We start from the raw sequence: 24652 nt of genomic DNA, 5'->3' as shown, positions 1-24652 counted from the left end.
CTCAGCTCCTTTCTGAAAGAAAAATTAAATTAAGTCTATATATCATACGAAAACGTCAATTTTTGGTGTTAGGCACTGAACATAACATTTTCTTATACTGTTTAATAACAAATCTGTCATTTACTTATTGAAAGCACTTTCGTATGATAAATAAGGGAAAAAAATTGTAGAGCGATAAAAAGAGAATTTTGCAGGGTACGTGCAATTTTTCGACAATTTTTCTCTAGTTTGGTGTATGATTGGTTTGAAGGAGGAGAGTGGAGTAATGACTAAACAACAAAATGACATTTTTAATGCGCGTTCCACATTTAGCGCCAATGGAAAAACGTATAACTACTATCGACTGAAAGCACTCGAAGAAGCGGGTGTCGGCAACGTTTCCAGATTGCCTTATTCCGTTAAAATTTTGCTTGAATCCGTTTTAAGGCAGCATGACGGAAGAGTTATTTTAAAAGAACATATTGAAAACCTTGCCAAATGGGGAACTCCTGAACTTAAGAATATTGATGTTCCTTTCAAGCCTTCACGTGTTATCCTGCAGGACTTTACAGGAGTACCAGCCGTCGTTGACTTGGCTTCTTTAAGAAAAGCCATGAAGGACATGGGCGGAGATCCTGCACAAATTAACCCTGACATTCCGGTCGACCTTGTAGTTGACCACTCTGTACAGGTTGATAAATATGGAACAGCTGATTCATTAAATGTAAACATGAACCTGGAGTTTGAACGAAACGAAGAGCGTTATAAGCTGTTAAGCTGGGCTCAGTCGGCGTTCGATAACTATCGTGCAGTACCGCCTGCTACAGGGATTGTTCACCAGGTTAACCTCGAGTATCTTGCTTCTGTCGTGCAAAGCCACGAAGTAGAAGGAGAGCTTGAAGCTTTCCCAGACTCACTAGTCGGAACGGATTCCCATACTACGATGATCAACGGTCTTGGTGTTCTGGGCTGGGGTGTTGGTGGTATCGAAGCCGAAGCTGGAATGCTCGGACAGCCTTCTTATTTCCCTGTGCCTGAAGTAATCGGTGTGAAGCTTATCGGTGAACTTCCAGACGGTGCAACAGCGACTGACCTTGCGTTAAAAGTGACTCAAGTCCTTCGCGAGAAGAAAGTAGTCGGTAAATTTGTTGAGTTCTTCGGACCTGGCCTTGCCGAAATGCCGCTCGCAGACCGTGCGACGATTTCCAACATGGCTCCTGAATACGGTGCGACCTGCGGTTTCTTCCCGGTTGATGAAGAAGCGCTCAACTATCTTCGCCTCACTGGCCGAAGTGAAGAACAAATCAAGCTTGTGGAAGAGTACAGCAAAGCGAACGGATTGTTCTACACTGCAGGTTCAGAAGACCCAATCTTTACAGACGTAGTTGAAATCGATTTAGCTCAGATCGAATCCAACCTTTCTGGTCCGAAACGTCCACAAGATTTGATTCCGCTTTCCAGGATGAAAGAAGCCTTCAACAAAGCGCTTGTTTCTCCACAAGGAAATGCAGGCTTTGGTCTAACAGAAGAAGAGATCAATAAAGAAGTAAAAGTGAAGCATCCAAGCGGAGAGACTTCTGTCATGAAGACAGGTGCTATCGCAATCGCAGCGATCACCAGCTGTACGAACACATCCAACCCTTATGTGATGCTCGGTGCAGGTCTGCTTGCGAAAAAGGCGATCGAAAAAGGCCTTAAAGTTCCAGCATACGTGAAAACTTCTCTTGCTCCTGGATCAAAAGTAGTAACAGGGTATTTGGAAAAAGCAGGACTTATGCCTTATCTTGATCAATTAGGCTTTAACCTCGTCGGCTACGGCTGTACAACATGTATCGGTAACTCCGGTCCTCTATCTCTAGAAGTAGAACAAGGAATTGCTAAAAACGATTTAACCGTTGCATCAGTTCTTTCAGGAAACCGTAACTTTGAAGGACGTATCCATCCGCTCGTTAAAGCGAATTATCTCGCTTCTCCTCCGCTAGTAGTGGCATATGCGCTGGCAGGAACTGTAAACATCGACCTTCAAAATGATTCTTTCGGAAAAGACAGTGAGGGCAATGACGTTTACTTCAAAGACATTTGGCCTTCATCTGCAGAGATCAAAGAAGCGATGAACCAAGCAGTTACACCGGAAGTGTTCAAAAAAGAATACGAAAGTGTCTTTGATGAGAACGCACGATGGAACGAATTGAAAACATCTGCTGAAAAGCTTTACAGCTTTGATGAAAGCTCCACTTATATTCAGAACCCGCCATTCTTCGAAGAACTTTCTGCTGATTTAAAAGAGATCCAGCCGTTGAAAGATCTTCGCCTGATCGCTAAGTTTGGTGATTCAGTAACAACTGACCACATCTCTCCAGCAGGTGCGATTGCTAAAGATTCTCCGGCTGGGAAATACTTGATCAGAAATGGTGTAGAGCCTCGCGAATTTAACTCTTACGGTTCCCGCCGCGGTAACCACGAAGTAATGATGCGCGGAACGTTCGCCAATATTCGCATCCGCAACCAGATCGCACCAGGTACAGAAGGCGGATGGACAACGTACTGGCCGAAAAATGAAGTGATGAGCATCTATAAAGCTGCCATGAAGTACAAAGAAAACAACACTGGCTTGATGGTTATCGCTGGCAAGGATTATGGAATGGGCAGCTCCCGTGACTGGGCAGCTAAAGGTACAAACCTTCTTGGCATCCAAACCGTTCTTGCGGAAAGCTTTGAGCGTATCCACCGCAGCAACCTCGTGTTGATGGGAGTTCTTCCACTTCAATTTAAAGAAGGCGAAAATGCAGAGACATTCGGTCTTACTGGCAAAGAAGCGTTCACCGTTGAAGTTGACGAAAATGTTAAGCCGCGTGACGTAATTAAAGTTACGGCAGTATCTGAAGATGGTACAAAAACTGAGTTTGAAGTCATCGCACGCTTCGACAGCGAAGTAGAAATCGATTACTACCGCCATGGAGGAATTCTTCCAATGGTACTTCGCAACAAAATTTCAAACAAACAGCCTCAAAACTAAACCATAGAAAAAGCTCTCCTTCGGGAGGGCTTTTTTTGATTGCTAAAAATTTCAGAAATTTGAATATAAGAGCATTTTTGTGTCCATAACAATAACAGAATATGGTTATTGGAGTGATGAAAATGAGAAAAAACCGTCATCTATCGTTTAAGGATCTTGTGAAAGAGAACAAAAGGCAGCTGTTGGGAGATCAGGAAGCCATGGAGAGAATCGAGAAGAAACTCGAAGAAAAGCATACAAAAAGAGCCTAATGGAGACAGGAAGTACCTGTTTCTTTTTTTTATTTAGAGCAAATATTATTGAAGAAGGAGGAGATATTGAATGAGCAATCCAAAAAGGCATCCGCAAGCCTTTGTACCCAGCCACCTTGGGACACAGCCAAGAGAAGGAAAGGGAAACAAGGGAAAACAAATGGCGAATAAAGGCAATGAGCATCCGGATTACGTGCCTCCAAAAGGCTGAGGACAAACGTTCGAATCTGGAGGCCGTATCGCTTATGATTTTTGAGCGGTACGGCCTTTTTTCGTGTTTCTTTTCCTTTCTTCGCCATTTTTTGAATGAAAGCGCTGGGATTTCCTGCTTGTTTTGTTCACTACCACCATATAAATCGACACGAAGCGAATTATTTATTAGATGAGAAATAGGAGGGGTACGGTTGATAACTGCTGAAGTGAAACCATTGCCCGTCTCAACCAAGAAAGAAGATCAGGACGTTTTATACCGAGAGCTTGAATTGCAGATGCAGCGTCTCGGTCATCTGGTTCCTTTTCGAGAAGAATTGAATTGGGGAAAAGAAATAGGTACGGTTGAGATAGGGTCAGACTCGATCATAAATAAACTAAAAAAAGCAGCCGCCAAAAGTGATGGCGTTCTTTTGCTTTACGCAAAATTAACAAAAGGTACCGTATATCAGCACATTATACTGCATCCAAACACGGAGGGATTTTATCTCCCATTCCGATTTGAAGAGCCATTTTTCATTACAGTAAAGAATAAAAAGATCTGGATCGGTTCGTCGGTCCGGCTGGCTGAAGAGCTGAACTGGCTTAAAATCACGATGCAGAATTATGAAGACCAGGAAGTGGTGGATTGCTGGAGTGCCTTTAAAGAACTGTGTGAACTCAGTATTGAACACCATTCACCTGTGATCATGAATAGAAATTAGCGCGGAATATCTTTTTCCTCTTTGATACAAACTATGTTTGATTCAAATTTAGAGGAGGAAGATCGCGATGGCTAAACCAGACGACAGAAGCAACAACGTTGAACGTTTGCAGCAGATGGCAGAAAACACGCAGCATAACATTCAGGAAGCAAATGAATCTCTTCAGAATACAGATATGACTTCAGAGCAGCAAGAACAGATCAAGAACAAGAACGAAAGAAGAGAAGAGAGCATCCAATCGTTCAAGAACGAGATTGAGGACGAGGAAGCTTACCGCAATAACCAATAAATGCAAACAGCCCCCTGCTGTAACTCATGTTACAATAGGGGGTTTGCTTTTTGTTAGAGCTCCGGTCTTCCTCTGTGGTACACTTGATTGGAATGGCGAATAAAGGAAATATTAAGACAGGTGATGACGTAACATGTTAATATCAGAAGCAAAAGTGGATGTCAGGTACGCAGAAACGGATCAGATGGGCGTCGTCTATCATGCGAATTACTTAGTGTGGTTTGAGATCGGCCGGACCGCTTTTATTGAAAATCTTGGCTTTAGCTATGCGCAGATGGAGAAGGATGGGATCTTGTCCCCGGTGACTGAGATCCATGCCAATTATAAAAAGCCTCTCACCTATGGCGATCAAGCAAAAATTTTCACGTGGGTCGAGGAATATTCAGGACTGAAGGTCACCTATGGTTATGAGATCAAAAATTCTGAAGACGAGCTGTGTGTAACAGGTTATTCGACACATGTTTGTGTTAGAAAAGCAACATTTCGTCCCATTTCTATCAAAAAATATTTTCCTGATTGGCATCTGGCATATGAAGCACAGAAAAAACAAAAGCAGGGATAAACATGGCATTTGGTTTAACTAGACAAGAGCTGAACGAGTGGAAGAAAAAGGCATCGGACGGTGAGGTCGCTTTTATCACACATTTTTGGTATGACCCCCGGTTTCCTGATGTAAAGACGGTCACAAAAGTGGGCTGTTCTAATCTGCACACCTTGGAAGATTGGGGAAAGAAATATGGTTTAAAGAAGGAATGGGTACACCATCGGCACGGCTATCCACACTTTGATCTGATGGGTCAGAAACAAAGAGAGATCCTTCAGTCGGAGAAGTTGATCCATCAGCTGGAAAAGCTTTTGATGAAAGCGGAAAAAAGGAATCGGTAGATGCCGATTCCTTTTTTGCCTTTATTCATATTTAAATAAAACTGTTTCTCCGTCTTCGTCCAAATCGATCGCCAGGTCATGACCATCAAAATACCACATGTCTTCGCTTTCGACGTAGAAGGTGATCCCATCGTCCATGACTTTAACGCCTGATTCTTTTGGCTGCTCTTTGTCAACCCCAAGTGAAAAACCGCTCTGAACTGTACTGCAGCCCCCGAGTCTGACATAAAAACGCACAAAGTCCCCTGATTTTATCTCCATTTCATTTTTATACCAATCAACAGCTGGTTTGGTAATGGTCAATTTCATTCTTGAGAAAAACCTCCTTGAAAGCCTGATTGTTGGTTAAGTTTCGTCCTTCATCATTGTTTACTATAGCGGAAGCACCGCACCAAATAAAGAATTTTGTTTTAATTGAAACATGTTATAATAAGAAAGATGTACAGCGGAGAGAAATACAGGTAACTTGTAAGGAGACAATAGAGTGAAACATCGAGTCGCAAAGCTTTTTATATCCATGCTTCCGCAGAACGGAATCTCTCGGATTGCCGGTTCCTTTGGGCGATCAAAAATGAGCAGATGGTATGTGAAGCCCTATGCCAAAATGTATGATATCAACGTATCAGAGATAGAAAAACCCATACAGGACTATAAACATCTTACGGAATTTTTTTCACGAAGATTAAAAATCAATGCACGGCCGATCGAACAATCGCCTGCCTCCATCATCTCCCCGGTTGACGGAGTCGTGTCCCAGATGGGAAGGATTCAAAGAGGAACGCTCATTCAGGCTAAAGGAATTGATTATTCCGTTCATTCCTTATTGGGGGAGGCTAAAAAGGACTTTGATGAAGGGAGCTTCATCACCATTTATCTAAGTCCTAAAGATTATCACCGCATTCATATGCCTCTCGACGGCGAGATCACGTCGAGCACCTATATACCCGGCCGGCTGTTTCCTGTTAACGATATCGGTGTCAATCATGTCAAAGGGCTTTTTACGAAGAACGAAAGGCTTATCACGTACGCTGACACTGATGCCGGGGAAGTCGCGATCGTCAAGGTAGGAGCTTTTATAGTCGGAAGTGTAAAAGTGGTCTATAGCGAACCGTACAAACGGGCAAGAAGAAAGGTGCTTAAAACGGCGATACGTGCTGAACATTTTAAGAAAGGGTCAGAAATCGGACACTTTGAATTTGGTTCCACGGTCATCTTACTCTTTCAGAACGGACAAATAGACATCGATCCATCGATCAAGCCAGGTACAGCTGTAAAGATGGGACAAAAAATAGGGAAGATTCCAGCCCGTTAGCAGCGGGCTTTTTTGCATTCTGTGAAATCGGGTATAGAGAGACAGTGGAATAAAAAATCATAGGAAGGAAGAGATCATGGACCTTTTAACGATCCAACACGCATACCAGCAGGCGAAAGAACAATTTTCAGTCGCTGATTTGATTTTCCCTGACGTGAAGATCCTTTTGATTTTAGAGTCACCGCATCGAGAGGAGATCAAACATCATACTCCCCTGGCTGGTTCTTCAGGCAGGTCGGTAAGTAAAGTTTTATTTGACGGACAGCAAAATACGCCGTTAGGCTTGCTCCTGAAAGAAAACAGAGATGAAGAACCATACTGCCGTCTCGGCATCTTAAATGTTTGCTCCTTTCCCCTTCAGGCTGCAGCCATTCCAGACAGGAAATGGAGAGAAGATCATGCTGAATTTGTACAGGCAGCCGAAAAAGTACGTGTAGGCAATGAAAAGGATGTTTACAGGAACGAAACGTGGAATGCATTTCAGGAAACGATGCTTCAAGACTTTAAACAGAGATTAAAAGTGCTCCTCAACCAGCCATTGGTCATCGTACCTTGCGGACGGTTCGCGCAGAAGCAATTCAGGCTTGCTGATGTTCATTCTTCCAAGTGGAGAGTCGTAAACGATGTGCCTCATCCTTCCTATAATTCTTGGGCCAAGGAACGGTATCGCGGACAGATCACTGAGGTCGTTGAAGCCGTAGCAGAGGTATAGAAAGAGCTAAAAGAAAAAGAGCATGCTCGCGCCGTAAAGCACGGCGGTAATTCCCGCGGCGATCAGCGCGGGTTTTAGTTTATATTTTGCATAATCGATCACCGGCAGATTCAATATCCTGGCGATGGTATTCGTATCATCGCTGAGCGGAGATGCAAAGGCACCGAATGTACCGCTCGCGAATACAGCTCCGATGACAAGAGGAAGAGAGATGCCGGCTGCTTGTGACATAGAGATTCCAAGCGGCATCAAAATGCCCCATGTCCCCCAGGCCGAACCGATAAAATAAGAGACCGCTGCACCGAAGATAAACAGTGCCGGTGTAACAAAAGCGGAGGGGATCCAGCCTGAATGATCGGTGATAAAACGCGAGAAACCCAGCTTATCGGTAACCGAGGAAAGCCCCCAAACGACCGTGAGCAGAACGATAACCGACATCAGCTCGTTTCCTCCAGAAATGAAGCCATTGAGAAGGGGCCCCGTTTTAATCCCTTGAATGCGGTAGTAGATGAATGAGAACAAAATGGTTATGACAAGCGCCATGACCATGGCATCCAGCACATCTGCTTTAATAAAGGCGTCAAGAAATCCATGAGCTTTCCTGCTCCCGTCCCACCAGGTGAGGAATAGCGTGAGGAAAACCGCAATGGCCAACGGGATGAGCAAGTTCCAGGGTTTGATGGGCAGTTCGGTTGACACAGCAGGATCACAGTTATGCCAGTCATCCTCTTCCTTCTCGATGGATTCACTGCCGCTCATTGGCTGTGAGCTGGAGTGATGGAAAAAGCTCAAATAGATCCCAAGGATGATCATAACAAACGAAAAGAAGTTAAAGGGGATGCTTTGGATGAATAGTGAATAGGCATCACCCTTTATTTTTTCATTTTCCAAAGCCATATCCACTATGGACGTCATGTAACCGACGAAGGCAGTGGCAATCGGAATGAGAACGATGATGGGTGTCGCTGTTGTCTCGATGACAAATCCCAATTCCTGTGTAGACATTTTTACTTTTTTCAACAAGGACCTCATGATGGGGGCGATGGTTACAAAACGAAAGCTTGGCGCGCTGAACGTACCGATCGTTGAAATGTAGGTTAAGAACAGTGCCCCTTTTTTTGACTGGATTCTGGAAGAAGCTGCTTCAACGAATCCCCGGATTCCGCCAGAAAGTTTTATAATTCCGACCAGTCCCGAAAATGCGTACAAAAACAGCAGTATTTTCAGGTTGCTTTTATCGGTTAAGCCTTCAATGACAAAAACGATCATTTTCTTCAGACCGCCGATAAGAGTGGGCTCCAATAAGTAACAGCCTGCAAGAAAGCCGATAAATAAACCAGGCAATACCTGCCTCGTTTTGACAGCTATAGGAATAACAACAAGAAAAGGTATGATTGAAAGCCAAGTCTGCTTCATAATGCCCTCCGCTTCATCTATATTGACTAATCATTATCATGTGATGCTAAAGGGAAATTATTCTTGGCAGATCAGGAAGCGCCAACAGTGCCGTAGCGGCATACAATATGATGCATGCGTCAGAAGGGTCAGCATGTAAAGGTTGCATTATTTCTTCTGCCATGTTAAGGTTATGTTCGATAATAAATTGTAAGGCAAAACTGTTTATATATACTTCTGTATAGGGGCATATTATATCTAAATATGTGCCTTTTTTTAAGGCCTACATTATTTAATGATCTTTATTTTGAACACTAAACCAGTGATATTTAAGATTGTAAAAGATGATTTCAGGAGATTTATTTGGAAGTATAAGGAAATGGTTTTGACGAAAAAGGAGACAGTTACACATTGACAACATTTAGTGAATTAGGTTTAAGTCCCGAATTGCTAAAATCCATTAATAATATGGGTTTTGAAGAGGCCACACCGATCCAGCGTGATACGATTCCAACCGCTCTAAAAGGAACGGATCTTATTGGACAAGCACAGACCGGAACAGGTAAAACAGCAGCTTTCGGTATTCCGTTGATCGAGAAGATCGACGTAAGAGCGCGTAAAATCCAGGGGATCGTGCTTGCTCCGACCCGTGAGCTCGCGGTACAGGTGGGGGAAGAATTAAACAAGATCGGCCAATTTAAAGGGATTAAGACATTGCCGATCTATGGCGGACAATCGATCGTTAGACAGATCAAAGCGCTTAAAAACAACCCGCATATCATCGTTGGTACCCCGGGCCGTGTCATCGACCATATCAATCGTAAAACATTGAAGCTTGAAGACGTTCATACCGTTGTTCTGGACGAAGCGGATGAAATGCTGAACATGGGCTTCATCGAGGATATAGAGACCATCCTTGAGAACGTGCCTACTGAGCGGCATACGATGCTCTTCTCGGCAACGATGCCGAAACAAATTCAGAAGCTTGCAGAGCGTTTCATGAAAGATGTTCTGATCATTCGTGTAAAAGCAAGTGAGATGACGGTAAAAAGCATTGAACAAGAATATGTTGAAGTAAAAGAAAAACAAAAATTCGATGCACTTACACGTTTGCTCGATATTCAATCGCCAGAGCTTGCTATCGTTTTCGGGCGTACCAAAAGACGTGTAGATGAATTGACTGAAGCCTTGAACAAACGAGGTTATTCAGCTGAAGGTATTCACGGTGACCTTCCGCAATCAAAACGTGACATGGTTCTCCGCGCGTTCAAGAACAACACGATCGAAGTGCTTGTCGCGACTGACGTTGCAGCGCGTGGCCTTGATATCAGCGGGGTTTCTCACGTATATAACTTTGACATTCCACAAGATCCTGAAAGCTACGTTCACCGTATCGGACGTACTGGACGTGCAGGGAGAACGGGTTATGCGGTAACGTTTATCACACCTCGTGAGATCGATCATCTATATACCATTGAAAAAATTACGAAGCGTAAAATGGTTAAACGTCCTGTTCCATCACTCACTGAGGCAATTGAAGGCCAACAGCGCATGGCGCTAGATAAGCTGCTGAACGTAATTGAAGACGGCGACATCCAAGTTTACAAACAGACAGCGATGGAGATGCTTGAAGAGCATGATTCTGTATCTCTTTTATCTGCTGCACTCAAGCTTTTAACAAAAGAACCGGATACCACTCCGATTGAGTTGACGTTCGAACCGCCTTTGGCAACCAAAAAACGCCGGGACAACCGATTTGGTGATCGCAGACGCCCTCAGCGCGGCGGCAACAATGAATCAAGGGACAAGAGAAGAAACGGCGGGCGCGGAGATAAGCAGCGCCAAGGCGGCGGAGGAAACCGCGATATGTCATATCGTGCTCCAAAGCGCATGAGAGAAGATAAAAAAGCGAGATAAGCCACTATAGAAGAAATTTAAAAAGGAACCTGCAAACGCCAAGATGGCGAACGGGTTCCTTTTTTATGTGTTTCTGCGTCAGGATTTTGGCATACTACCGGGTAGGAGGGATTACGATGGAGATTCAAGGTTCAACTTATACATTCATAGCTAAAAACGGTGAAGAAATCACACTTCGGCCAGTCAAGCTGGAGGACGCGCACCAGATTATCGATGCGGTGCAAGAAATCGTGGAAGCTGGAGAATTTTTGCAAAAGGAAAGACCACGCACCCTGGATGAGGAGGAAGCCTTTATCAAGGACTGCCAGGAGAAAGGCAACATGTACACCGCGATTGAAAAACAAGGAACGGTCATTGGCATCGCCCGCATCCTGAAAGGCGACTTAACGATGAAAAAACATACCGGCATGTTCAGAACTTGGATCAACTCAAAGGGACAAGGACTTGGGATTGGAAAAGAAGTAATGGATTACTCGATACGCTGGGCAAAAACGAACGGACTGTATAAAATTTCTCTTACGGTTTTTTCAGAAAACAAAATTGCCATTCGCCTTTATGAAAAAGCGGGTTTTGTTGTAGAAGGGATTCAGAAGGGACAAGTAAAAATCAATGAGGAATTGCAGGATGAATGGTGGATGGCGTACTTTTTGAGCAGCGACTAGAAATCTTCTCCGATTAAAATTTGACTTTGCACAAAACCGTTTCTTATTTCATAGAGAATCATACATAAATATGGTAAAGTGTAGAGGACAACGACTAAAATTGGAGAGTTCAATGGATAAAGCACGAATGACTGAAACTAGAGATCAACAAGTAAGCAGTACAGCTGCCTCGATTGCTGCAGCTTATCTGGAATTAACGAAACTTGGTTCACATACCGAAGCAGAAGCGGTGCTGGAGCTTTTTGAGAAAGTGAAGAATCAGCAGTTTGCCATTGCATTTTGCGGACATTTTTCGGCCGGTAAATCAAGCATGATCAATGAACTGATCGGGGAAAACATTCTCCCTTCCAGTCCTATTCCTACGAGCGCGAATGTTGTAAAGGTACAATGCGGGAACCCTTCGGCAAGAGTGAAAATGAGAAACAAGGGGATCATTCAGATCAACCCGCCTGTAAATATGGCGGAAATTAAAAGATGGGCCAAAAACGGGGAAGAGATTGAAAGTATTGAAATCAATGTGGATCAGGGGCTTTTGCCTGACCGAATTGCGATCTATGATACCCCTGGCATCGATTCTACCGATGATGCTCATAAGATCGCAACGGAATCTGCCCTCCATATGGCAGATGTTGTCTTTTATATCATGGACTATAACCATGTACTGTCACAGCTGAATTTTACGTTTATACGGCTGCTGAAGGAACAGGGGAAAAAAGTTTACCTTATCGTAAACCAGATCGATAAACACAATGAAAAAGAACTTTCTTTTCAAGCGTTCGCAGAAAAGATTAAAAGCGGATTCAAGAGCTGGGATATTGAGCCGGAAGAGATTTTTTTCACATCGATCATGGACAGGAGCCATAACGGCAATGAGCTGCAAGACATTAAAACCCTTTTTCAGAAGTTCTATTTGGCGAAGGATGAATGGATTCAGGAAAACGCGTTAAGCGAAACTGAGCGCTTGATCAGAACCGCGGTGCAAACGCACCTTGACCACGATGAAGACCTTAACCGTGACGCGTTTGAACGAGCTGAAGGGTCGGACGAAAGCAAGGAAGAGCAAAAAAAGGCTCATCTTCTCGTGAAAAAGGAAACGATCGAAAATGAGGCAGGACAAAAAAAGGCGGATGTAGCCAAACGGTTCAAGGACATTCTCGACAACGCCATTCTCATGCCTTTCCATACGAGAGAACTGGCTAAAAACTACATCGAGAGCCGGCAGGACAGCTTTAAAGTCGGCGTTTTGTTTACCTCCAAAAAAACGGAAGCTGAACGGAATGCACGTCTTCAATCCTTCTTTGAATCCGTTCAGGAGAACATAAAGACACAGATCAGCTGGCATCTTAAAGATTACTTTCATGCCATGTCCGCTGGAATGAAAGAAGAACCTGCACTTTCTACAGAACGTCTGGCAGCATTGATCAAGCCTGGGGCTTCCTTAAACGGCAATTATGTTCTGCAATACTGCAATGATGTAGTGGAAGATATTAAGCGCACTTTTTTGTCACATTACAGGCCAGAACTTGACCAAATCACGAATGTGATAGACAGGGACGCTGAAGCAGAGGTTCAAAAGTATGAGGCGCTCATCATAGAGCAGGAAAAGCTTTTGGCGGCACATAGAAAAACAAAAGAAGTGAAACAAAAATGGCACCGCACCGAACGGGAACTTTTAGACAGCTTGTACAGGGGTGATAACCAGGCTGACGCGTTTGCAGAAGCCGATCATGCCCTTGCGGCACAGGAGGCTGAGGCTTGTTTACTGCCCGCTGATGAAGGAGAGGGAAGCCGGAATACTGGACAAGTAACCGAGATCCAGATCCATGAAAAGGATTTGGCTGAAGAAACAGCAGTGAACGATGAGAAGACAGGGGATGTGTCCACGTTAGAGAATCAAGCCAAAAAACTTCATTCTGCGGCCGCCGTTCTGTCGGGATTGGAAATGATGAAAAACCAGGCGGATACGATGAAACAGTTTTCAGAGAGGCTGTTGAACCGGGATTTCACCGTCTCATTGTTTGGTGCTTTCTCAGCCGGAAAGTCATCATTCGCCAACGCGCTGATCGGGGAAGATCTTCTGCCGGTTTCTCCGAATCCAACGACAGCGACGATCAACCGGATTGCACCGCCAGATCAGGATCATCAGCATGGCACAGCTCTTATTCATTTTAAAAAAGAACAAGATCTTCTAGCTGAGATCAACCAATCACTTTCTCATTTTGGGAAGCAGGCTGAGTCCATTTTCGAGGCCATACAGGAAGCAGGGGAGATCGACACCCGCAAAAGCTCAGATAAGCTTCGTCCCCATCTTCAATTTTTAATGGCGGTCCATAAAGGGTTCACCTCCATTAAACACCAGCTTGGCACGGAGATGTCCGTATCTGTTGAGGAGTTTAAGGCGTTTGTGGCAGATGAGGAAAAAGCTTGTTTTACAGAAAGCGTGACTGTTTATTATGAGTGTGCACTGACCATGATGGGAGTGACACTGGTGGATACACCGGGGGCTGACTCCATCAATGCGAGACATACGAATGTTGCATTTGAATTTATCAAGAAATCGGATGCCATTCTGTATGTAACCTATTATAACCATGCGTTCTCTGCAGCTGACCGTGAGTTTCTCATCCAGCTGGGACGTGTTAAAGATACGTTTGAACTGGATAAAATGTTTTTCGTGATCAACGCCTCAGATCTGGCAAAGGGGCAAGAAGAGCTTATGGATGTGATCGATCATGTGGGGGGCAATCTCCGCCGCTTCGGAATCAGGCATCCAAAGCTGTTTCCAATGTCGAGCTATTTTTCACTTCTGGGACAAAAGGATAGAAATGAACTGTCTCAGGAAGAACTCAACAAACTGAACAGAAAGTATGGAGAGCTGCAAAAGGATGAACTTCTGCAGCAGACCGGCTACATGAGCTTCTTAACGGCCTTTATGTCATTCTTAAAAGATGATCTTGCTTCAGTGATGGTCAATTCAGCCATCAACCAATATGAACAGTCGAAGGTGTTGCTTGAACGGTTGATCAATGAAACAGAGGCCAGCCAAAAGGATCGCGAACGAAGAACGGAAGAACTTAAGAATATGTGCAGACTCGCGCTGCAGAAGATGGACAGCTTTTCTTTGGAGCAGAAACAAGAAATGCTGCAAAAAGAAATTCATGAACTTTTGTTTTATGTTAAACAGAGAGTGATGCTACGGTTTACGGAATTTTTCAACGAGGCTTTTAATTCCTCTGTCATTACAGGATCTGCAAAGGAACAAAAAAACGCTTTGCCTGAAAGCTTCAAGGAACTGCATCAGCGGATTCAATTTGATCTGCAGCAGGAATCTCGGGCGACAGTGCTCCGAATTGAAAAATTTATCCTTCATCTGCTGAATGAGATGAACGAAGAAATGGATCTGAAGCTGAAAAGCTTGAACACTCCACAGTACCTCATGCAAAACGAGGGGATTCAGTTTAAAACTCTTGAAATAGAAACGAAGCTTAAAGAAGCTGAAGGATCTCAATCGGTGTTTAAGGATTTTAAAAATGCCCGCCATTTCTTCGAAGAAGGCGGAAAAAAATCCTTCATGGATAAAATGTATGCCCTGATGGAAAATCCGGTAGAGACTTTTGTGAATGAAAGTGCCCTCACTTTCAACGGATATTACGAGTCCACATTAAAGAAATTCGCGCATTTAGAAATCAACCGGAGGAAAACGGAGACTGAAGTGTATTTCGAAGGGCTTCAAAAAGCACTGGATACTCCTGAACTCCTTGAAAAGATGAAGGAAAGCTTGCAGAAACTGAACTCGCTATAAATAAAAAGGAAACCGGAAAGCGGTTTCCTTTTTTATGATTATTGTATTTCGCTTGCAAAGTTTGCTTCAATTAAGCCTAGTTTTTTGTGAATCGAATTGACTTTATCATTGAAAGCAGTGAACTGTTGATCAGCTTTAGCGGTAACTTCTTCTTTTCCGATGCCTTCAGTTCTTGTCTTATATGACTGGCTAAGATCTTTAAAAGCGGATTTGAAAGTGTTTTGATTTTCTTTGGACAGGGAAGAAGGAACGTTCAACTCAGGAATTTCCTTCGCTGCTTTTTCTCCGGACTCCTTGGCTGCAGCCGCTAATTTTTCCAGATCAGTTTTTGGAGTTTTCTTTTCTGGATCAAGTGCAGCTGTATAAGCATTGAACGGACCATGATATCCACGCAGCTTTGCACCTAACTCTACTTCAAAATCCAATACCGCAGGTTTTTCTTTATTTTTGTCAGATGAAGCTTCGGATTTAGGATGATCCTGTCCTTTTGCTTCTTTTTCCTGGGTGCAGCCTACGCCGAACACGAGCAAAAGCGCAGCTGCAACACCCATAATTTTCTCCATATCACAAAAAATCCCTTAATATGTAATTTTCTTGAAATTTGCCGGCAGAATCTAGTTTATTATGTTTTCAGTCAGTTGTAAAATGATAAATCATTTGAATGTTTAGAAAAGTGAATGTTGGAGTATCCCATGTTATACTAAATGAAGGTAAAGTCAGAGGAGGATAAATGGATGAGTGTACATCATGAGATCAGCAAACATTCCAGCAGACAGCATGCGGTCGTCTCTGAATTTCTGAAGCTGGAGAAAAGAAGAGAAGAATTGATTGATATTGCCGTAGATCATTGTACAAAAGGGCAGCCTTTTGATGTTGCTGAAATAAATGAAGTGAGCAGGCAAATGAATCATCTCGCAAAAAAAGGAATCGTTCCTCAGCGTAAACTGATTACTGAACAAATGGTAGAAGAGTTTGTGCAAATGAAAAACCAGGCCTCCAATTTTTAAAGTTGGAAGGCCTGGTTTTTTATAATGCACATAATATTATTATGTAAACTATTCATTATAATTGGGTAACGTCTTAATAAAGGATTCGAGTCGGTCTAAACCGTTAGTAAGCTCGTCCATGGATGCCGCATAAGAGATCCTGATATAACCCTCTCCCAGTTTTGAAAAAGCGGAACCAGGCACCACGGCGACTCGTTCTTTTTCTAGAAGATTTGTGGCGAATTCGAGTGAAGTCATCCTAAAAGGTGAGATGTCTGGAAAAATGTAAAAAGCTCCTCCTGGCTTTTCAGCATGCAGCCCCATCTCTTGCAGCCTCCTGATGACATATTCCAGTCGTTTTTCATATTCCTCTTTCATCGGCAGAGCATCATCCTTGCCGTCTGTCAATGCTTCGATGGCTGCCATCTGTGATATGGTGGAAGCACACGTGGCATTGTATTGATGGACTTTCAACAGATGTCTTGCAATTTCTGCAGGAGCGAAAACGAGGCCGATCCGCCAACCGGTCATCGAATGGGATTTTGAAAGGCCATTAATGACGATCGTTTTTTTCTTCATTCCCGGCATTGAAGCGATGGAGCAATGTGTATGCCCATACGTCAGCTCGCTGTAGATTTCATCGGATAGAACAAAGATATCTTTATCTTTTAATAATGCTGCAATATCGTTCAGTTCATCCGGGGTTAAAACACAGCCTGTCGGGTTGGAAGGGTACGGCAATATTACACACCGTGTGTTGGGTGTTAAATGTTTTTTTATCAGTTCCGCACTCAGTTTAAATCCATTTTTGGTGGTATCCACATATACCGGATTCGCTTTGCACAATTCAATGACAGGCGCATAACCGGGGTATACTGGTCCAGGGAGCAGCACATCACAACCTTCATCCAGTATCGTTCGAAGGGAGATGTCAATAGCTTCGCTGGCGCCGTTCGTAACAATCACTTCATTTTCAGGTTCATACTCCATTCCATATTTTTCGCTGAGATAGGCAGCGGCTGCTTTTCTCAAGTCAATATAGCCAGCATTGTGAGAATACACCGTTTTATTTTCATCAATGGCTTTTTTGGCTGCCTCTTTAATATGCTCTGGAGTGGGGAAATCAGGAAGGCCAAGGGTGAAAGATATGGCGTCCGGATATTCGCTGACAAGGTTATAAAAGGTTCGGATTCCCGAAATCTGAATATGTCTGACCGCGGGGTTCAGTAAATGTTCCAACTTATTCTTCCTTTCTTCATCCGTTTACTTTCATTAAGGGATGTGGTTTGTTGTTAAGTTTAGCTTTAAATGGCTTTTAGAGTCAATGGTTTGATTTTCTTGTATGTAAAAAGCCTTGAAAACCATACTAAGAGAAAGCGTGTATGCTATATGGAGGAGAATATGGAATCGAAAAAAAAGCTGGACCTTATTTCACTTGCATCAATCCCGCTCGTTATGACCCTGGGAAATTCAATGCTGATCCCTGTACTGCCTTCGATTGAAAAAAAACTACATATATCGTCTTTTCAAGTCTCAATGATCATTACGGTATATTCGATTGTGGCAATCATCCTTATTCCAATCGCCGGCTATCTGTCGGATCGGCTGGGCAGAAAAAAAGTCATTATTCCAAGCTTGATCATAGCGGGGATCGGGGGGCTAGTAACAGGCTGGGCTTCATGGAAAATGAATGATCCGTACTACATCATTCTTATTGGAAGGCTGTTGCAGGGCATCGGATCAGCAGGGGCGGCCCCCGTTGTACTCCCATTAGTAGGGGACATGTTTGAAGATGAAAAGGATGTGAGCTCTGGGCTTGGACTTATCGAAACGAGCAATACGTTCGGTAAAGTGATGAGCCCGATCGTCGGCGCAGCTTTGGCCACCTTCATCTGGCATCTTCCATTCTGGTTCATCCCGATTTTCTGCTTGATTTCCATCGGCCTAGTGTTTTTTTTAGTTAAGGTACCGAAGAAAGAAGAGGAAAAGACACAGCCGGCTTTCAAGGAGTTTTTTCGATCGTTCAAGAAAACGTTCAAGAGCAATGCTAAATGGCTGATGGCCATCTTTGCCATCGGCGGAATCATCATGTTCGTGCTGTTTGGCGTCTTATTTTATTTATCAACGACTCTCGAAGAAGAATACGGGATCAACGGGATCAAAAAAGGATTCGTTTTAGCCATTCCTCTTCTGGCTTTATCCATTTCTTCGTATATTGCCGGAAAGAAAATCGGTCAGAGCAAGACTCTTATGAAATGGCTCACATTTGGGGGAATCATGCTTCTCGCCGTTTCCATTCTGTGCGTAACTTTTACAGACGGACTTTATTTCCTGCTTGGGATTCTTTTTGTCAGCGGGATTGGCATCGGATCAGCTCTGCCATGTCTTGACGCGTTAATTACAGAGGGAATCGAGAAGGAAGAGAGGGGAACCATGACATCCCTGTACAGTTCCATGCGCTTTGTGGGTGTCGCTCTCGGTCCTCCGGTGTACGCGATCATCATGAAGTCTGATCATTCCATCGTGTTTTACACATCAGCAGGTGTCAGCCTGCTCGCGGCAATTCTTGCCTTTTTTGCAATAAAGCCTGAAAAGGAAAAAGGTGAAAAAGGTAAAAAAGAAGAAGCTCCGACCAATCCTTTAAATCCTGCATTGCATTAAAAAGCTCACGGCAGAAACCGTGAGCTTTTTTTGTTCCTACTAGTTATCGCGATCTGTTCTAACGTTGGTGGGCGGCCACCACGTATAACCGTCTTCGTTCAACAGTTGTTCCGCTTCAAGCGGCCCCATGGTACCTGAAGAGTATTTGTAGAGAGGTACATCTCCATTTTTCCATGTGTTCGTGATTCCATCGATGAATTCCCAAGAAAGAGCCACTTCGTCCCAGCGGGTAAAATAAGTCGAATTACCTAGAAGGCAATCGTGCATCAGCTTTTCATAGGCCTCCGGACTGTTCAATTCATTTTGGCAGTTGTTGCAGTAGCTCATATTGATCGGAAGCAGAGCAGGGAAGTCCCCTTGAGGCTTCGCGTTCAGCGAGAGGCTTAACCCTTCATCCGGCTGAATATGAATCCTTAAAAGGTTTGGCTGATAGTGGTCATCATGCTCATGATAAAGCGCCATCGGCCCGTTCTTAAACTGCACGACGATTTCGGTTGCCTTGGTCGCCATCCGTTTACCGGTACGGAGGTAGAACGGGACACCGGCCCAGCGGAAATTATCAATAAATACGCGGGCTGCGACAAATGTGTCTGTTTTTGAAGCGGGATCGACATTCTCTTCATCCACATAGGCAGGAACAGTTTTTCCGTTCATTGTGCCTTCTTTATACTGAGCGCGGATGACGTTCTTAGCCACCTCATCTTCATTGTAGAAACGAAGGGCTCGAAGAACTTTAACTTTTTCATCGCGGATCAATTTAGGATCCAGTCCGCCGGGAGGCTCCATGGCGACCATCATTGCCATTTGAAGCATATGATTTTGAAGCATATCCAATATCGCACCGGATTTTTCGTAATACGATGCACGGTCCTCAACGCCAAGAGTTTCGCTGGAGGTGATCTGAACAGAGGATATGTACTTATTGTTCCATATCGATTCGAAGATCGCATTTCCGAAGCGGATGACTTGAATGTTCTGGACCATCTCTTTGCCTAAATAGTGGTCGATGCGGTAGATGCTTTCCTCAGGGAAACTCTTCTGCAGCTGCTCATTCAGTTCAGTCGCTGATTGAAGATCGTGGCCAAAAGGTTTTTCAATGACCAGGCGCTGCCAGCCTTCCGTCTCTGTCAGCCCTTCTGATTTTAAGAAGGAAGGAATGGTACCGAAAAATTGCGGCGCCATCGCAAGATAATACATGCGGTTTCCACCAAGGCTGTATTTGCCGTCAAGTTCATCGGCAAGGACCTTTAAATCCTGATAGCTTTTTTCGTTTGTTACATCCATTGGCAGGAAATAAAAATGGGAGATGAACTCATCCACTTTGTCATTTTGGATGTTTTTCTTCTTGGAAATCGAAAGCTTCACATCTTCCTGAAATTTTTCATGAGAAAATGCTTTTCTTCCGACACCGATGACAGCAAACTTTTCGTTCAGCTTTTGCTTTTGGTACAATTGAAAGAGTGCAGGGTACAGTTTACGGTGAGCCAGATCCCCTGTCGCACCAAAAAGTACGATACAGGCCTCTGGAATATGGTTGTTCATAATATCAATCCTCACTTTGCTAATATTGCGTATGACATCAGTTTCCCCTATGTTTCATGAAAATAACGTTAATTATTTATCGAAAGGAGTCGCCTCATGAAAAATATTGTAACACAAGAATGGCTGGAGTCTCATTTATCGCGCTCAGAGCTCGTGATATGTGACTGCAGGTTCAGCCTCTCCGACCCGGAAGCCGGAAGAAAACAGTATGATTCGGGGCACATTCAAGGTGCGATTTATGTTGATCTTGAAAAAGACCTGTCAAACCCTGTGACAGCGCACGGAGGACGCCATCCCCTCCCGTCAATAAAAGAAATGTCGTTAGTGTTTGGACGCTTAGGAATGAATGAAAACAAAACGGTAATTGCTTATGATGATCAGGGAGGCTCGTATGCTGCCCGATTATGGTGGATGCTGAAACGTTTGGGCGCAGAGAAAGTTTTTATCCTGCAAGAAGGGTTTTCTGCCTGGGAAAGAAAAGGGTACCCAGTAACTTCTGAGAATACTGTTCTGCCGCCGGCGGTTTTTACTCCTCAGAAAAGTAAATGGACAACAGCCGGAATGGAAGAAGTCAGAAAAGCATCTTTAAAAGGTGATAAGGGAACCATCATTGTTGATTCAAGGGATCCTGACCGTTATAAAGGCAAGCATGAGCCCATCGACAAGAAAGCGGGACATATTCCGGGAGCGGTGAATGCTCCATGGCTGAAGAATCTCACAGAAGGAAGCAAGTGGCTGGATCAAGATGAGCTGAAGAAGCTTCATCAACCCTTAAAAGAAAAACAAGAAGTCATCGTATATTGCGGATCGGGAGTGACGGCCTGCGCCAATGTGCTTGGTATGGACGAAGCAGGCATCGAGAATATAAAGTTATATCCGGGAAGCTGGAGCGACTGGATTTCTTATCCGGAAAATAAGATTGATTAGCCAAAAGATAATTTCACGTACCGTATTAATAATAATTTTGAAAGGAACAAACTATGGCAGCAAACATCGATATGCATACTCATTCTACGGCGTCAGACGGAGTGAACTCGCCCGCTCTGAACATCAGGCTTGCGGCAGAAAAAGGGATGGGCGGGCTGGCTGTAACTGATCATGACACGGTTTCAGGCGTTTCTGAGGCACTGTGCGAGGCGGACAATTATTCGAACTTTATATGTATCCCGGGAATTGAAATCAGTACGCTCGCCAACGGACAGGATATCCATGTTCTTGGTTATTTCATTGACCATGAGAATGCAGAGTTCCTTTCGAAGCTGGAGCAGCTGCGAACTGTCAGAAATAAGAGAAATGAAAAGATCGTAAAAAACCTTCAGAAACTTGGGTTCTCGATCACCATGGAAGAAGTTGCAGCAAAAAAGAAGTCGTCCAGCGGCAATATTGGCCGTCCCCACATCGCAGAAGTACTGATGGAGAAAGGAATTATCAGCTCTTTGAGGGAAGCATTTGAAAAGTATTTAGGGAAAGGAAAGGCTGCTTACGCCGTCACTGAGAGAATTTCACCGGCTGAGGCCATTAAGATTATTTTTGATGCCGGGGGTGTTCCCGTTCTGGCTCACCCGGGTTTATATGACCAGGACGAACTGATACCTATGCTGAAGGAACAAGGTTTGGCAGGGCTCGAGGTCTACCATTCGGATCATTCAGCTGAGCAGGAAGCTCATTATCGACACCTTGCCGAGCGCTATCAGTTAATTCCAACGGGAGGAAGTGATTATCATGGAATTCGCAACGGAACAGTTTTTCACGGGGAGCTTGGTAATCGGTACTCTGACCTAAAAACAGTAGAAAGGTTAAAAAGCTTTTCAAAAAAATACCGTTAAACTGCCAGCTGGCAGTTCTTTTTCTTTTGCCTTCCATTTGAAATTTTTAAAGGAATAAACAGATCGCTATGGAATAAACAAAGTAGAAATGGGGGTATTCAACTAATGCAAACTGATACGTTTTATAAACAAACAGAAATTAATAAGGGAGACGTAACAGCAAAAATATTTCTGGATTACTTTAGTGAGCGATTGAGAGTGGATGACTATAGAGGGAATATTGCTGCCCTTGCAGCTGAGGTTCATGAACTGGCAGTTCAGCATGACTTCTCAAAAGTGATCATTAAGGCGAGATCAGAACATGTCGGAGCCTTTCTGGCATTGGGATATTTGCCGGAAGCGGTATTCAGCCAGTATTTCAATGGGAGTGATGCTGTTGCGATGTGCCGTTTTTACACGAACGAGAGGAAGCGAAGTGACTTTTGGGTAGAGGAAGATAAAATTATCGATCAGATTCTTGAACTGCCCCATATAAAATCCGGCGGATATTCTCTGCCGGAGAATTACCTGATCCGATTAGCTGATCTAAACGATGCAGAAGGGCTGGCCGCCTTATATGGGGAGGTGTTCCAAGTTTACCCTACTCCAATGAACGATCCTGAGTATATTAAAAAGACGATGGAGCACGGAACCATCTATTATGTAATCGAACATTGCAAAGAAGTTGTAAGTGCTGCATCAGCGGATATTAACCTGCAATATCATAATGCAGAACTTACGGACTGTGCCACATTGCCTCAACACCGAAAATTTGGTCTGATGAAAATCTTGATTGAAAAACTCGAAATGGAATTGAAGAATCGTAAAATATTTTGTGCCTATTCAATTGCACGATCTTTGTCCTTTGGAATGAATGCCGTCTTTTTTCAAAGAGGCTATAAATATCATGGGAGATTTACGAAAAATTGCCTGATTTTTGATAAATACGAGGACATGAACCTCTGGATGAGAGATCTATCAGAAAACTATTGCCGGATTTTCGGCACTACGGATGAAAATTGAGCAGCTTGTTTTTGATCCAGACTGGAGGTGCCTATGTTTAAAGACTCGGTTGAAACGATTGAGATGCTTAAAGCGATTTTAAAAACGATTGATGAAGGAATTCATGCGGTGGATGCAAGGGGGATGACCATTTTTTATAATGAAGTCGCCGCAAGCCTTGATGGTTTAAACGTTTCTCAAGTACTAAACCGGCATGTATTAGATTCTTTTCCTTCATTAAATCAGCAAACCAGTACATTGCTAAACGTTATCAAAACAGGAAAGCCGATCATTAATCAGCATCAATCCTATACAAACGTAAACGGCAAGCGGGTCGATACGGTCAACACGACGCTGCCGCTCATCGTTGACGGCGAACTGATCGGAGCGATTGAAATATCAAAGGACCTCACAAAAATAAAACAGTTGTCTGAGAAGCTTCTTGATATGCAGGCGCAATTTCATAAGAACCGTTCCGTTACCATCAAAAATGGCCATTATGCATCTTATCAGTTAGAAGATTTTATATCAGATGATCCTCAGATCGGCCAGTTAAAGTCACTGTCGAGGAAGGTATCTGAAACTTCTTCACCCGTTCTTATATTCGGGGAGACAGGGACCGGCAAAGAGGTTCTTATTCAAGGAATACATAATCATTCATCGCGAAAGAATAAACCATTTATCGCCCAGAATTGTGCGGCTATTCCTTCACAGCTCCTGGAGAGTATTCTCTTCGGGACCGTCAAGGGAAGCTTTACGGGTGCGGTCGACAGGCCAGGCCTTTTTGAACTGGCAGATGGAGGAACCCTTTTTCTGGATGAGATCAATTCGATGCCGTTAGACATACAGGCTAAACTACTTAGGGTTCTTCAAGATGGGGTTGTCCGCAGAATAGGGGCTGTTCAAGGCAAATTGGTCAATGTAAGGATTATGGCAGCATTAAATGAACATCCTTCAGAATGTGTGAAATGCAATAAGCTTAGAGAAGATTTATACTACAGGCTGAACGTCATTTTCTTTGAAATCCCTCCTTTAAGGCAGAGGATTTCAGATATCCACCTGCTTGGCCAGCACTTTATTTCACAATATAATGCTCAATTCAAAAGACAAATCAAGGGACTTTCAGAAGAAGCGTTCCATCTTTTTCAGCAATATCAATGGCCAGGGAATGTCCGGGAGCTGAAACATGTCATTGAATATGCCATGAATATGGCGGATGATCATGAGGAGATAAAAGTTGAAGATTTGCCTCATCATCTCCAGGCAACTCCTGCTCTTGCCGGTTCTATTGAGAACCCCGCTATTCCTCCTCTTCGGGAGGCTCTTGCTCACCGGGAACGTGAACTGATATCCAAGGCACTAACTGCTGCGGATGGAAATATTCAAAAAGCAGCACAGCTCCTGAAAATACCTAGACAGACTCTCCAATACAAACTAAAAATAAAAGGGAACTAAACCGCCGGATTTTCGGCGGTTTGTTTATTTTGCCAAATTAAGCAATGGGCGCATACATTACCAATAT

Annotated in this window: 23 protein-coding genes; 18 read left to right on the top strand and 5 right to left on the bottom strand. The window is 43.7% G+C overall.

Annotated features, from left to right (window positions below; translation table 11 throughout):
* Positions 1–265 precede the first annotated feature (265 nt).
* From acnA to QYF49_RS09740, 7 genes are all read left to right on the top strand, one after another.
* Positions 266–2995 carry an aconitate hydratase AcnA gene (acnA, locus tag QYF49_RS09770; RefSeq protein WP_290399428.1) on the top strand — a complete coding sequence of 910 codons (2730 nt, stop codon included), beginning with the start codon at positions 266–268 and terminating at the stop codon, positions 2993–2995.
* Positions 2996–3117: 122 nt separating this feature from the next.
* The gene (locus QYF49_RS09765) at positions 3118–3246 is read left to right on the top strand and encodes an FbpB family small basic protein (RefSeq protein ID WP_290399427.1); all 129 of its coding nucleotides are present in this window, start codon (positions 3118–3120) and stop codon (positions 3244–3246) included.
* Between the two features lie 70 nt (positions 3247–3316).
* Positions 3317–3457 carry an acid-soluble spore protein N gene (locus QYF49_RS09760; protein WP_283894963.1) on the top strand — a complete coding sequence of 47 codons (141 nt, stop codon included), beginning with the start codon at positions 3317–3319 and terminating at the stop codon, positions 3455–3457.
* Positions 3458–3650: 193 nt separating this feature from the next.
* The gene (locus QYF49_RS09755; RefSeq protein WP_290399426.1) at positions 3651–4160 is read left to right on the top strand and encodes a hypothetical protein; all 510 of its coding nucleotides are present in this window, start codon (positions 3651–3653) and stop codon (positions 4158–4160) included.
* Positions 4161–4227: 67 nt separating this feature from the next.
* Positions 4228–4449 carry a small acid-soluble spore protein Tlp gene (gene tlp / locus QYF49_RS09750; protein ID WP_290399425.1) on the top strand — a complete coding sequence of 74 codons (222 nt, stop codon included), beginning with the start codon at positions 4228–4230 and terminating at the stop codon, positions 4447–4449.
* A 133-nt stretch (positions 4450–4582) separates the two neighbouring features.
* Positions 4583–5011 (top strand): acyl-CoA thioesterase, encoded by a 429-nt coding sequence (locus tag QYF49_RS09745; RefSeq protein WP_290399424.1) that lies wholly within the window; start codon positions 4583–4585, stop codon positions 5009–5011.
* Positions 5012–5013: 2 nt separating this feature from the next.
* A complete protein-coding gene (locus tag QYF49_RS09740; RefSeq protein WP_290399423.1) occupies positions 5014–5334 on the top strand; it encodes a hypothetical protein in 321 nt (106 codons plus the stop codon).
* 21 nt (positions 5335–5355) lie between these two features.
* Here QYF49_RS09740 and QYF49_RS09735 read toward each other — a convergent pair whose 3' ends face one another.
* Positions 5356–5643 carry a HesB/YadR/YfhF family protein gene (locus QYF49_RS09735; protein ID WP_290399422.1) on the bottom strand — a complete coding sequence of 96 codons (288 nt, stop codon included), beginning with the start codon at positions 5641–5643 and terminating at the stop codon, positions 5356–5358.
* Positions 5644–5818: 175 nt separating this feature from the next.
* Between QYF49_RS09735 and asd the strand changes: the two genes are divergently transcribed.
* Both asd and QYF49_RS09725 read left to right on the top strand, forming a co-directional pair.
* Positions 5819–6646 carry an archaetidylserine decarboxylase gene (asd, locus tag QYF49_RS09730; RefSeq protein ID WP_290399421.1) on the top strand — a complete coding sequence of 276 codons (828 nt, stop codon included), beginning with the start codon at positions 5819–5821 and terminating at the stop codon, positions 6644–6646.
* A gap of 76 nt (positions 6647–6722) precedes the next feature.
* The gene (locus QYF49_RS09725) at positions 6723–7358 is read left to right on the top strand and encodes a uracil-DNA glycosylase family protein (RefSeq protein WP_290399420.1); all 636 of its coding nucleotides are present in this window, start codon (positions 6723–6725) and stop codon (positions 7356–7358) included.
* A 6-nt stretch (positions 7359–7364) separates the two neighbouring features.
* Here the strand turns inward: QYF49_RS09725 and QYF49_RS09720 are convergent, their stop codons facing one another.
* Positions 7365–8774: a Na+/H+ antiporter NhaC family protein gene (locus QYF49_RS09720; RefSeq protein ID WP_290399419.1), complete on the bottom strand. Its 1410-nt coding sequence runs from the start codon at positions 8772–8774 to the stop codon at positions 7365–7367.
* Between the two features lie 390 nt (positions 8775–9164).
* Between QYF49_RS09720 and cshA the strand changes: the two genes are divergently transcribed.
* The 3 genes from cshA (at position 9165) to QYF49_RS09705 (ending at position 15134) form a co-directional block, all read left to right on the top strand.
* Positions 9165–10670: a degradosome RNA helicase CshA gene (gene cshA / locus QYF49_RS09715; protein WP_290399418.1), complete on the top strand. Its 1506-nt coding sequence runs from the start codon at positions 9165–9167 to the stop codon at positions 10668–10670.
* Positions 10671–10786: 116 nt separating this feature from the next.
* The gene (locus tag QYF49_RS09710) at positions 10787–11332 is read left to right on the top strand and encodes a GNAT family N-acetyltransferase (RefSeq protein ID WP_290399417.1); all 546 of its coding nucleotides are present in this window, start codon (positions 10787–10789) and stop codon (positions 11330–11332) included.
* Between the two features lie 112 nt (positions 11333–11444).
* Positions 11445–15134 carry a dynamin family protein gene (locus tag QYF49_RS09705; RefSeq protein WP_290399416.1) on the top strand — a complete coding sequence of 1230 codons (3690 nt, stop codon included), beginning with the start codon at positions 11445–11447 and terminating at the stop codon, positions 15132–15134.
* A 38-nt stretch (positions 15135–15172) separates the two neighbouring features.
* Here the strand turns inward: QYF49_RS09705 and QYF49_RS09700 are convergent, their stop codons facing one another.
* Positions 15173–15697, bottom strand: coding sequence for a hypothetical protein (locus QYF49_RS09700; RefSeq protein ID WP_290399415.1), 525 nt, complete (start codon positions 15695–15697; stop codon positions 15173–15175).
* Positions 15698–15868: 171 nt separating this feature from the next.
* Between QYF49_RS09700 and QYF49_RS09695 the strand changes: the two genes are divergently transcribed.
* Positions 15869–16141: a DUF2533 family protein gene (locus QYF49_RS09695; RefSeq protein ID WP_290399414.1), complete on the top strand. Its 273-nt coding sequence runs from the start codon at positions 15869–15871 to the stop codon at positions 16139–16141.
* 48 nt (positions 16142–16189) lie between these two features.
* On the opposite strand, the gene QYF49_RS09690 is transcribed toward QYF49_RS09695, so the two are convergent.
* Positions 16190–17359 carry an aminotransferase A gene (locus tag QYF49_RS09690; protein ID WP_290399413.1) on the bottom strand — a complete coding sequence of 390 codons (1170 nt, stop codon included), beginning with the start codon at positions 17357–17359 and terminating at the stop codon, positions 16190–16192.
* 150 nt (positions 17360–17509) lie between these two features.
* Here QYF49_RS09690 and bcbE point away from each other — a divergent pair, with 150 nt between their 5' ends.
* Positions 17510–18781 carry a bacillibactin exporter BcbE gene (bcbE, locus tag QYF49_RS09685; RefSeq protein ID WP_354005820.1) on the top strand — a complete coding sequence of 424 codons (1272 nt, stop codon included), beginning with the start codon at positions 17510–17512 and terminating at the stop codon, positions 18779–18781.
* A gap of 39 nt (positions 18782–18820) precedes the next feature.
* On the opposite strand, the gene zwf is transcribed toward bcbE, so the two are convergent.
* Entirely contained in the window at positions 18821–20326 is a 1506-nt protein-coding gene (gene zwf / locus QYF49_RS09680) for a glucose-6-phosphate dehydrogenase (protein ID WP_425589584.1), read from the bottom strand.
* Positions 20327–20419: 93 nt separating this feature from the next.
* Between zwf and QYF49_RS09675 the strand changes: the two genes are divergently transcribed.
* From QYF49_RS09675 to QYF49_RS09660, 4 genes are all read left to right on the top strand, one after another.
* Complete coding sequence (locus QYF49_RS09675; RefSeq protein ID WP_290399410.1) at positions 20420–21250, top strand: sulfurtransferase; 831 nt, start codon at positions 20420–20422, stop codon at positions 21248–21250.
* Between the two features lie 53 nt (positions 21251–21303).
* A complete protein-coding gene (locus QYF49_RS09670; RefSeq protein ID WP_290399409.1) occupies positions 21304–22149 on the top strand; it encodes a PHP domain-containing protein in 846 nt (281 codons plus the stop codon).
* A gap of 105 nt (positions 22150–22254) precedes the next feature.
* The gene (ablB, locus tag QYF49_RS09665) at positions 22255–23151 is read left to right on the top strand and encodes a putative beta-lysine N-acetyltransferase (protein WP_290399408.1); all 897 of its coding nucleotides are present in this window, start codon (positions 22255–22257) and stop codon (positions 23149–23151) included.
* 33 nt (positions 23152–23184) lie between these two features.
* Positions 23185–24585: a sigma-54 interaction domain-containing protein gene (locus tag QYF49_RS09660; RefSeq protein ID WP_290399407.1), complete on the top strand. Its 1401-nt coding sequence runs from the start codon at positions 23185–23187 to the stop codon at positions 24583–24585.
* Positions 24586–24652 lie beyond the last annotated feature (67 nt).

Source organism: Fictibacillus terranigra, assembly GCF_030412265.1.
Lineage (GTDB): Bacteria > Bacillota > Bacilli > Bacillales > Fictibacillaceae > Fictibacillus_C > Fictibacillus_C terrinigri.
This window is presented reverse-complemented; position numbering and strand designations above follow the sequence as displayed.

Excerpts from the sequence above, each read along its gene's own strand:
- acnA (WP_290399428.1), top strand. The coding sequence starts at position 266 with ATGACTAAACAACAAAATGACATTTTTAATGCGCGTTCCACATTTAGC.
- QYF49_RS09765 (WP_290399427.1), top strand. The coding sequence starts at position 3,118 with ATGAGAAAAAACCGTCATCTATCGTTTAAGGATCTTGTGAAAGAGAAC.
- QYF49_RS09760 (WP_283894963.1), top strand. The coding sequence starts at position 3,317 with ATGAGCAATCCAAAAAGGCATCCGCAAGCCTTTGTACCCAGCCACCTT.
- tlp (WP_290399425.1), top strand. The coding sequence starts at position 4,228 with ATGGCTAAACCAGACGACAGAAGCAACAACGTTGAACGTTTGCAGCAG.
- QYF49_RS09745 (WP_290399424.1), top strand. The coding sequence starts at position 4,583 with ATGTTAATATCAGAAGCAAAAGTGGATGTCAGGTACGCAGAAACGGAT.
- QYF49_RS09740 (WP_290399423.1), top strand. The coding sequence starts at position 5,014 with ATGGCATTTGGTTTAACTAGACAAGAGCTGAACGAGTGGAAGAAAAAG.
- QYF49_RS09735 (WP_290399422.1), bottom strand. The coding sequence starts at position 5,643 with ATGAAATTGACCATTACCAAACCAGCTGTTGATTGGTATAAAAATGAA.
- QYF49_RS09725 (WP_290399420.1), top strand. The coding sequence starts at position 6,723 with ATGGACCTTTTAACGATCCAACACGCATACCAGCAGGCGAAAGAACAA.
- QYF49_RS09720 (WP_290399419.1), bottom strand. The coding sequence starts at position 8,774 with ATGAAGCAGACTTGGCTTTCAATCATACCTTTTCTTGTTGTTATTCCT.
- QYF49_RS09710 (WP_290399417.1), top strand. The coding sequence starts at position 10,787 with ATGGAGATTCAAGGTTCAACTTATACATTCATAGCTAAAAACGGTGAA.
- QYF49_RS09705 (WP_290399416.1), top strand. The coding sequence starts at position 11,445 with ATGGATAAAGCACGAATGACTGAAACTAGAGATCAACAAGTAAGCAGT.
- QYF49_RS09700 (WP_290399415.1), bottom strand. The coding sequence starts at position 15,697 with ATGGAGAAAATTATGGGTGTTGCAGCTGCGCTTTTGCTCGTGTTCGGC.
- QYF49_RS09695 (WP_290399414.1), top strand. The coding sequence starts at position 15,869 with ATGAGTGTACATCATGAGATCAGCAAACATTCCAGCAGACAGCATGCG.
- bcbE (WP_354005820.1), top strand. The coding sequence starts at position 17,510 with ATGGAGGAGAATATGGAATCGAAAAAAAAGCTGGACCTTATTTCACTT.
- QYF49_RS09675 (WP_290399410.1), top strand. The coding sequence starts at position 20,420 with ATGAAAAATATTGTAACACAAGAATGGCTGGAGTCTCATTTATCGCGC.
- QYF49_RS09670 (WP_290399409.1), top strand. The coding sequence starts at position 21,304 with ATGGCAGCAAACATCGATATGCATACTCATTCTACGGCGTCAGACGGA.
- ablB (WP_290399408.1), top strand. The coding sequence starts at position 22,255 with ATGCAAACTGATACGTTTTATAAACAAACAGAAATTAATAAGGGAGAC.
- QYF49_RS09660 (WP_290399407.1), top strand. The coding sequence starts at position 23,185 with ATGTTTAAAGACTCGGTTGAAACGATTGAGATGCTTAAAGCGATTTTA.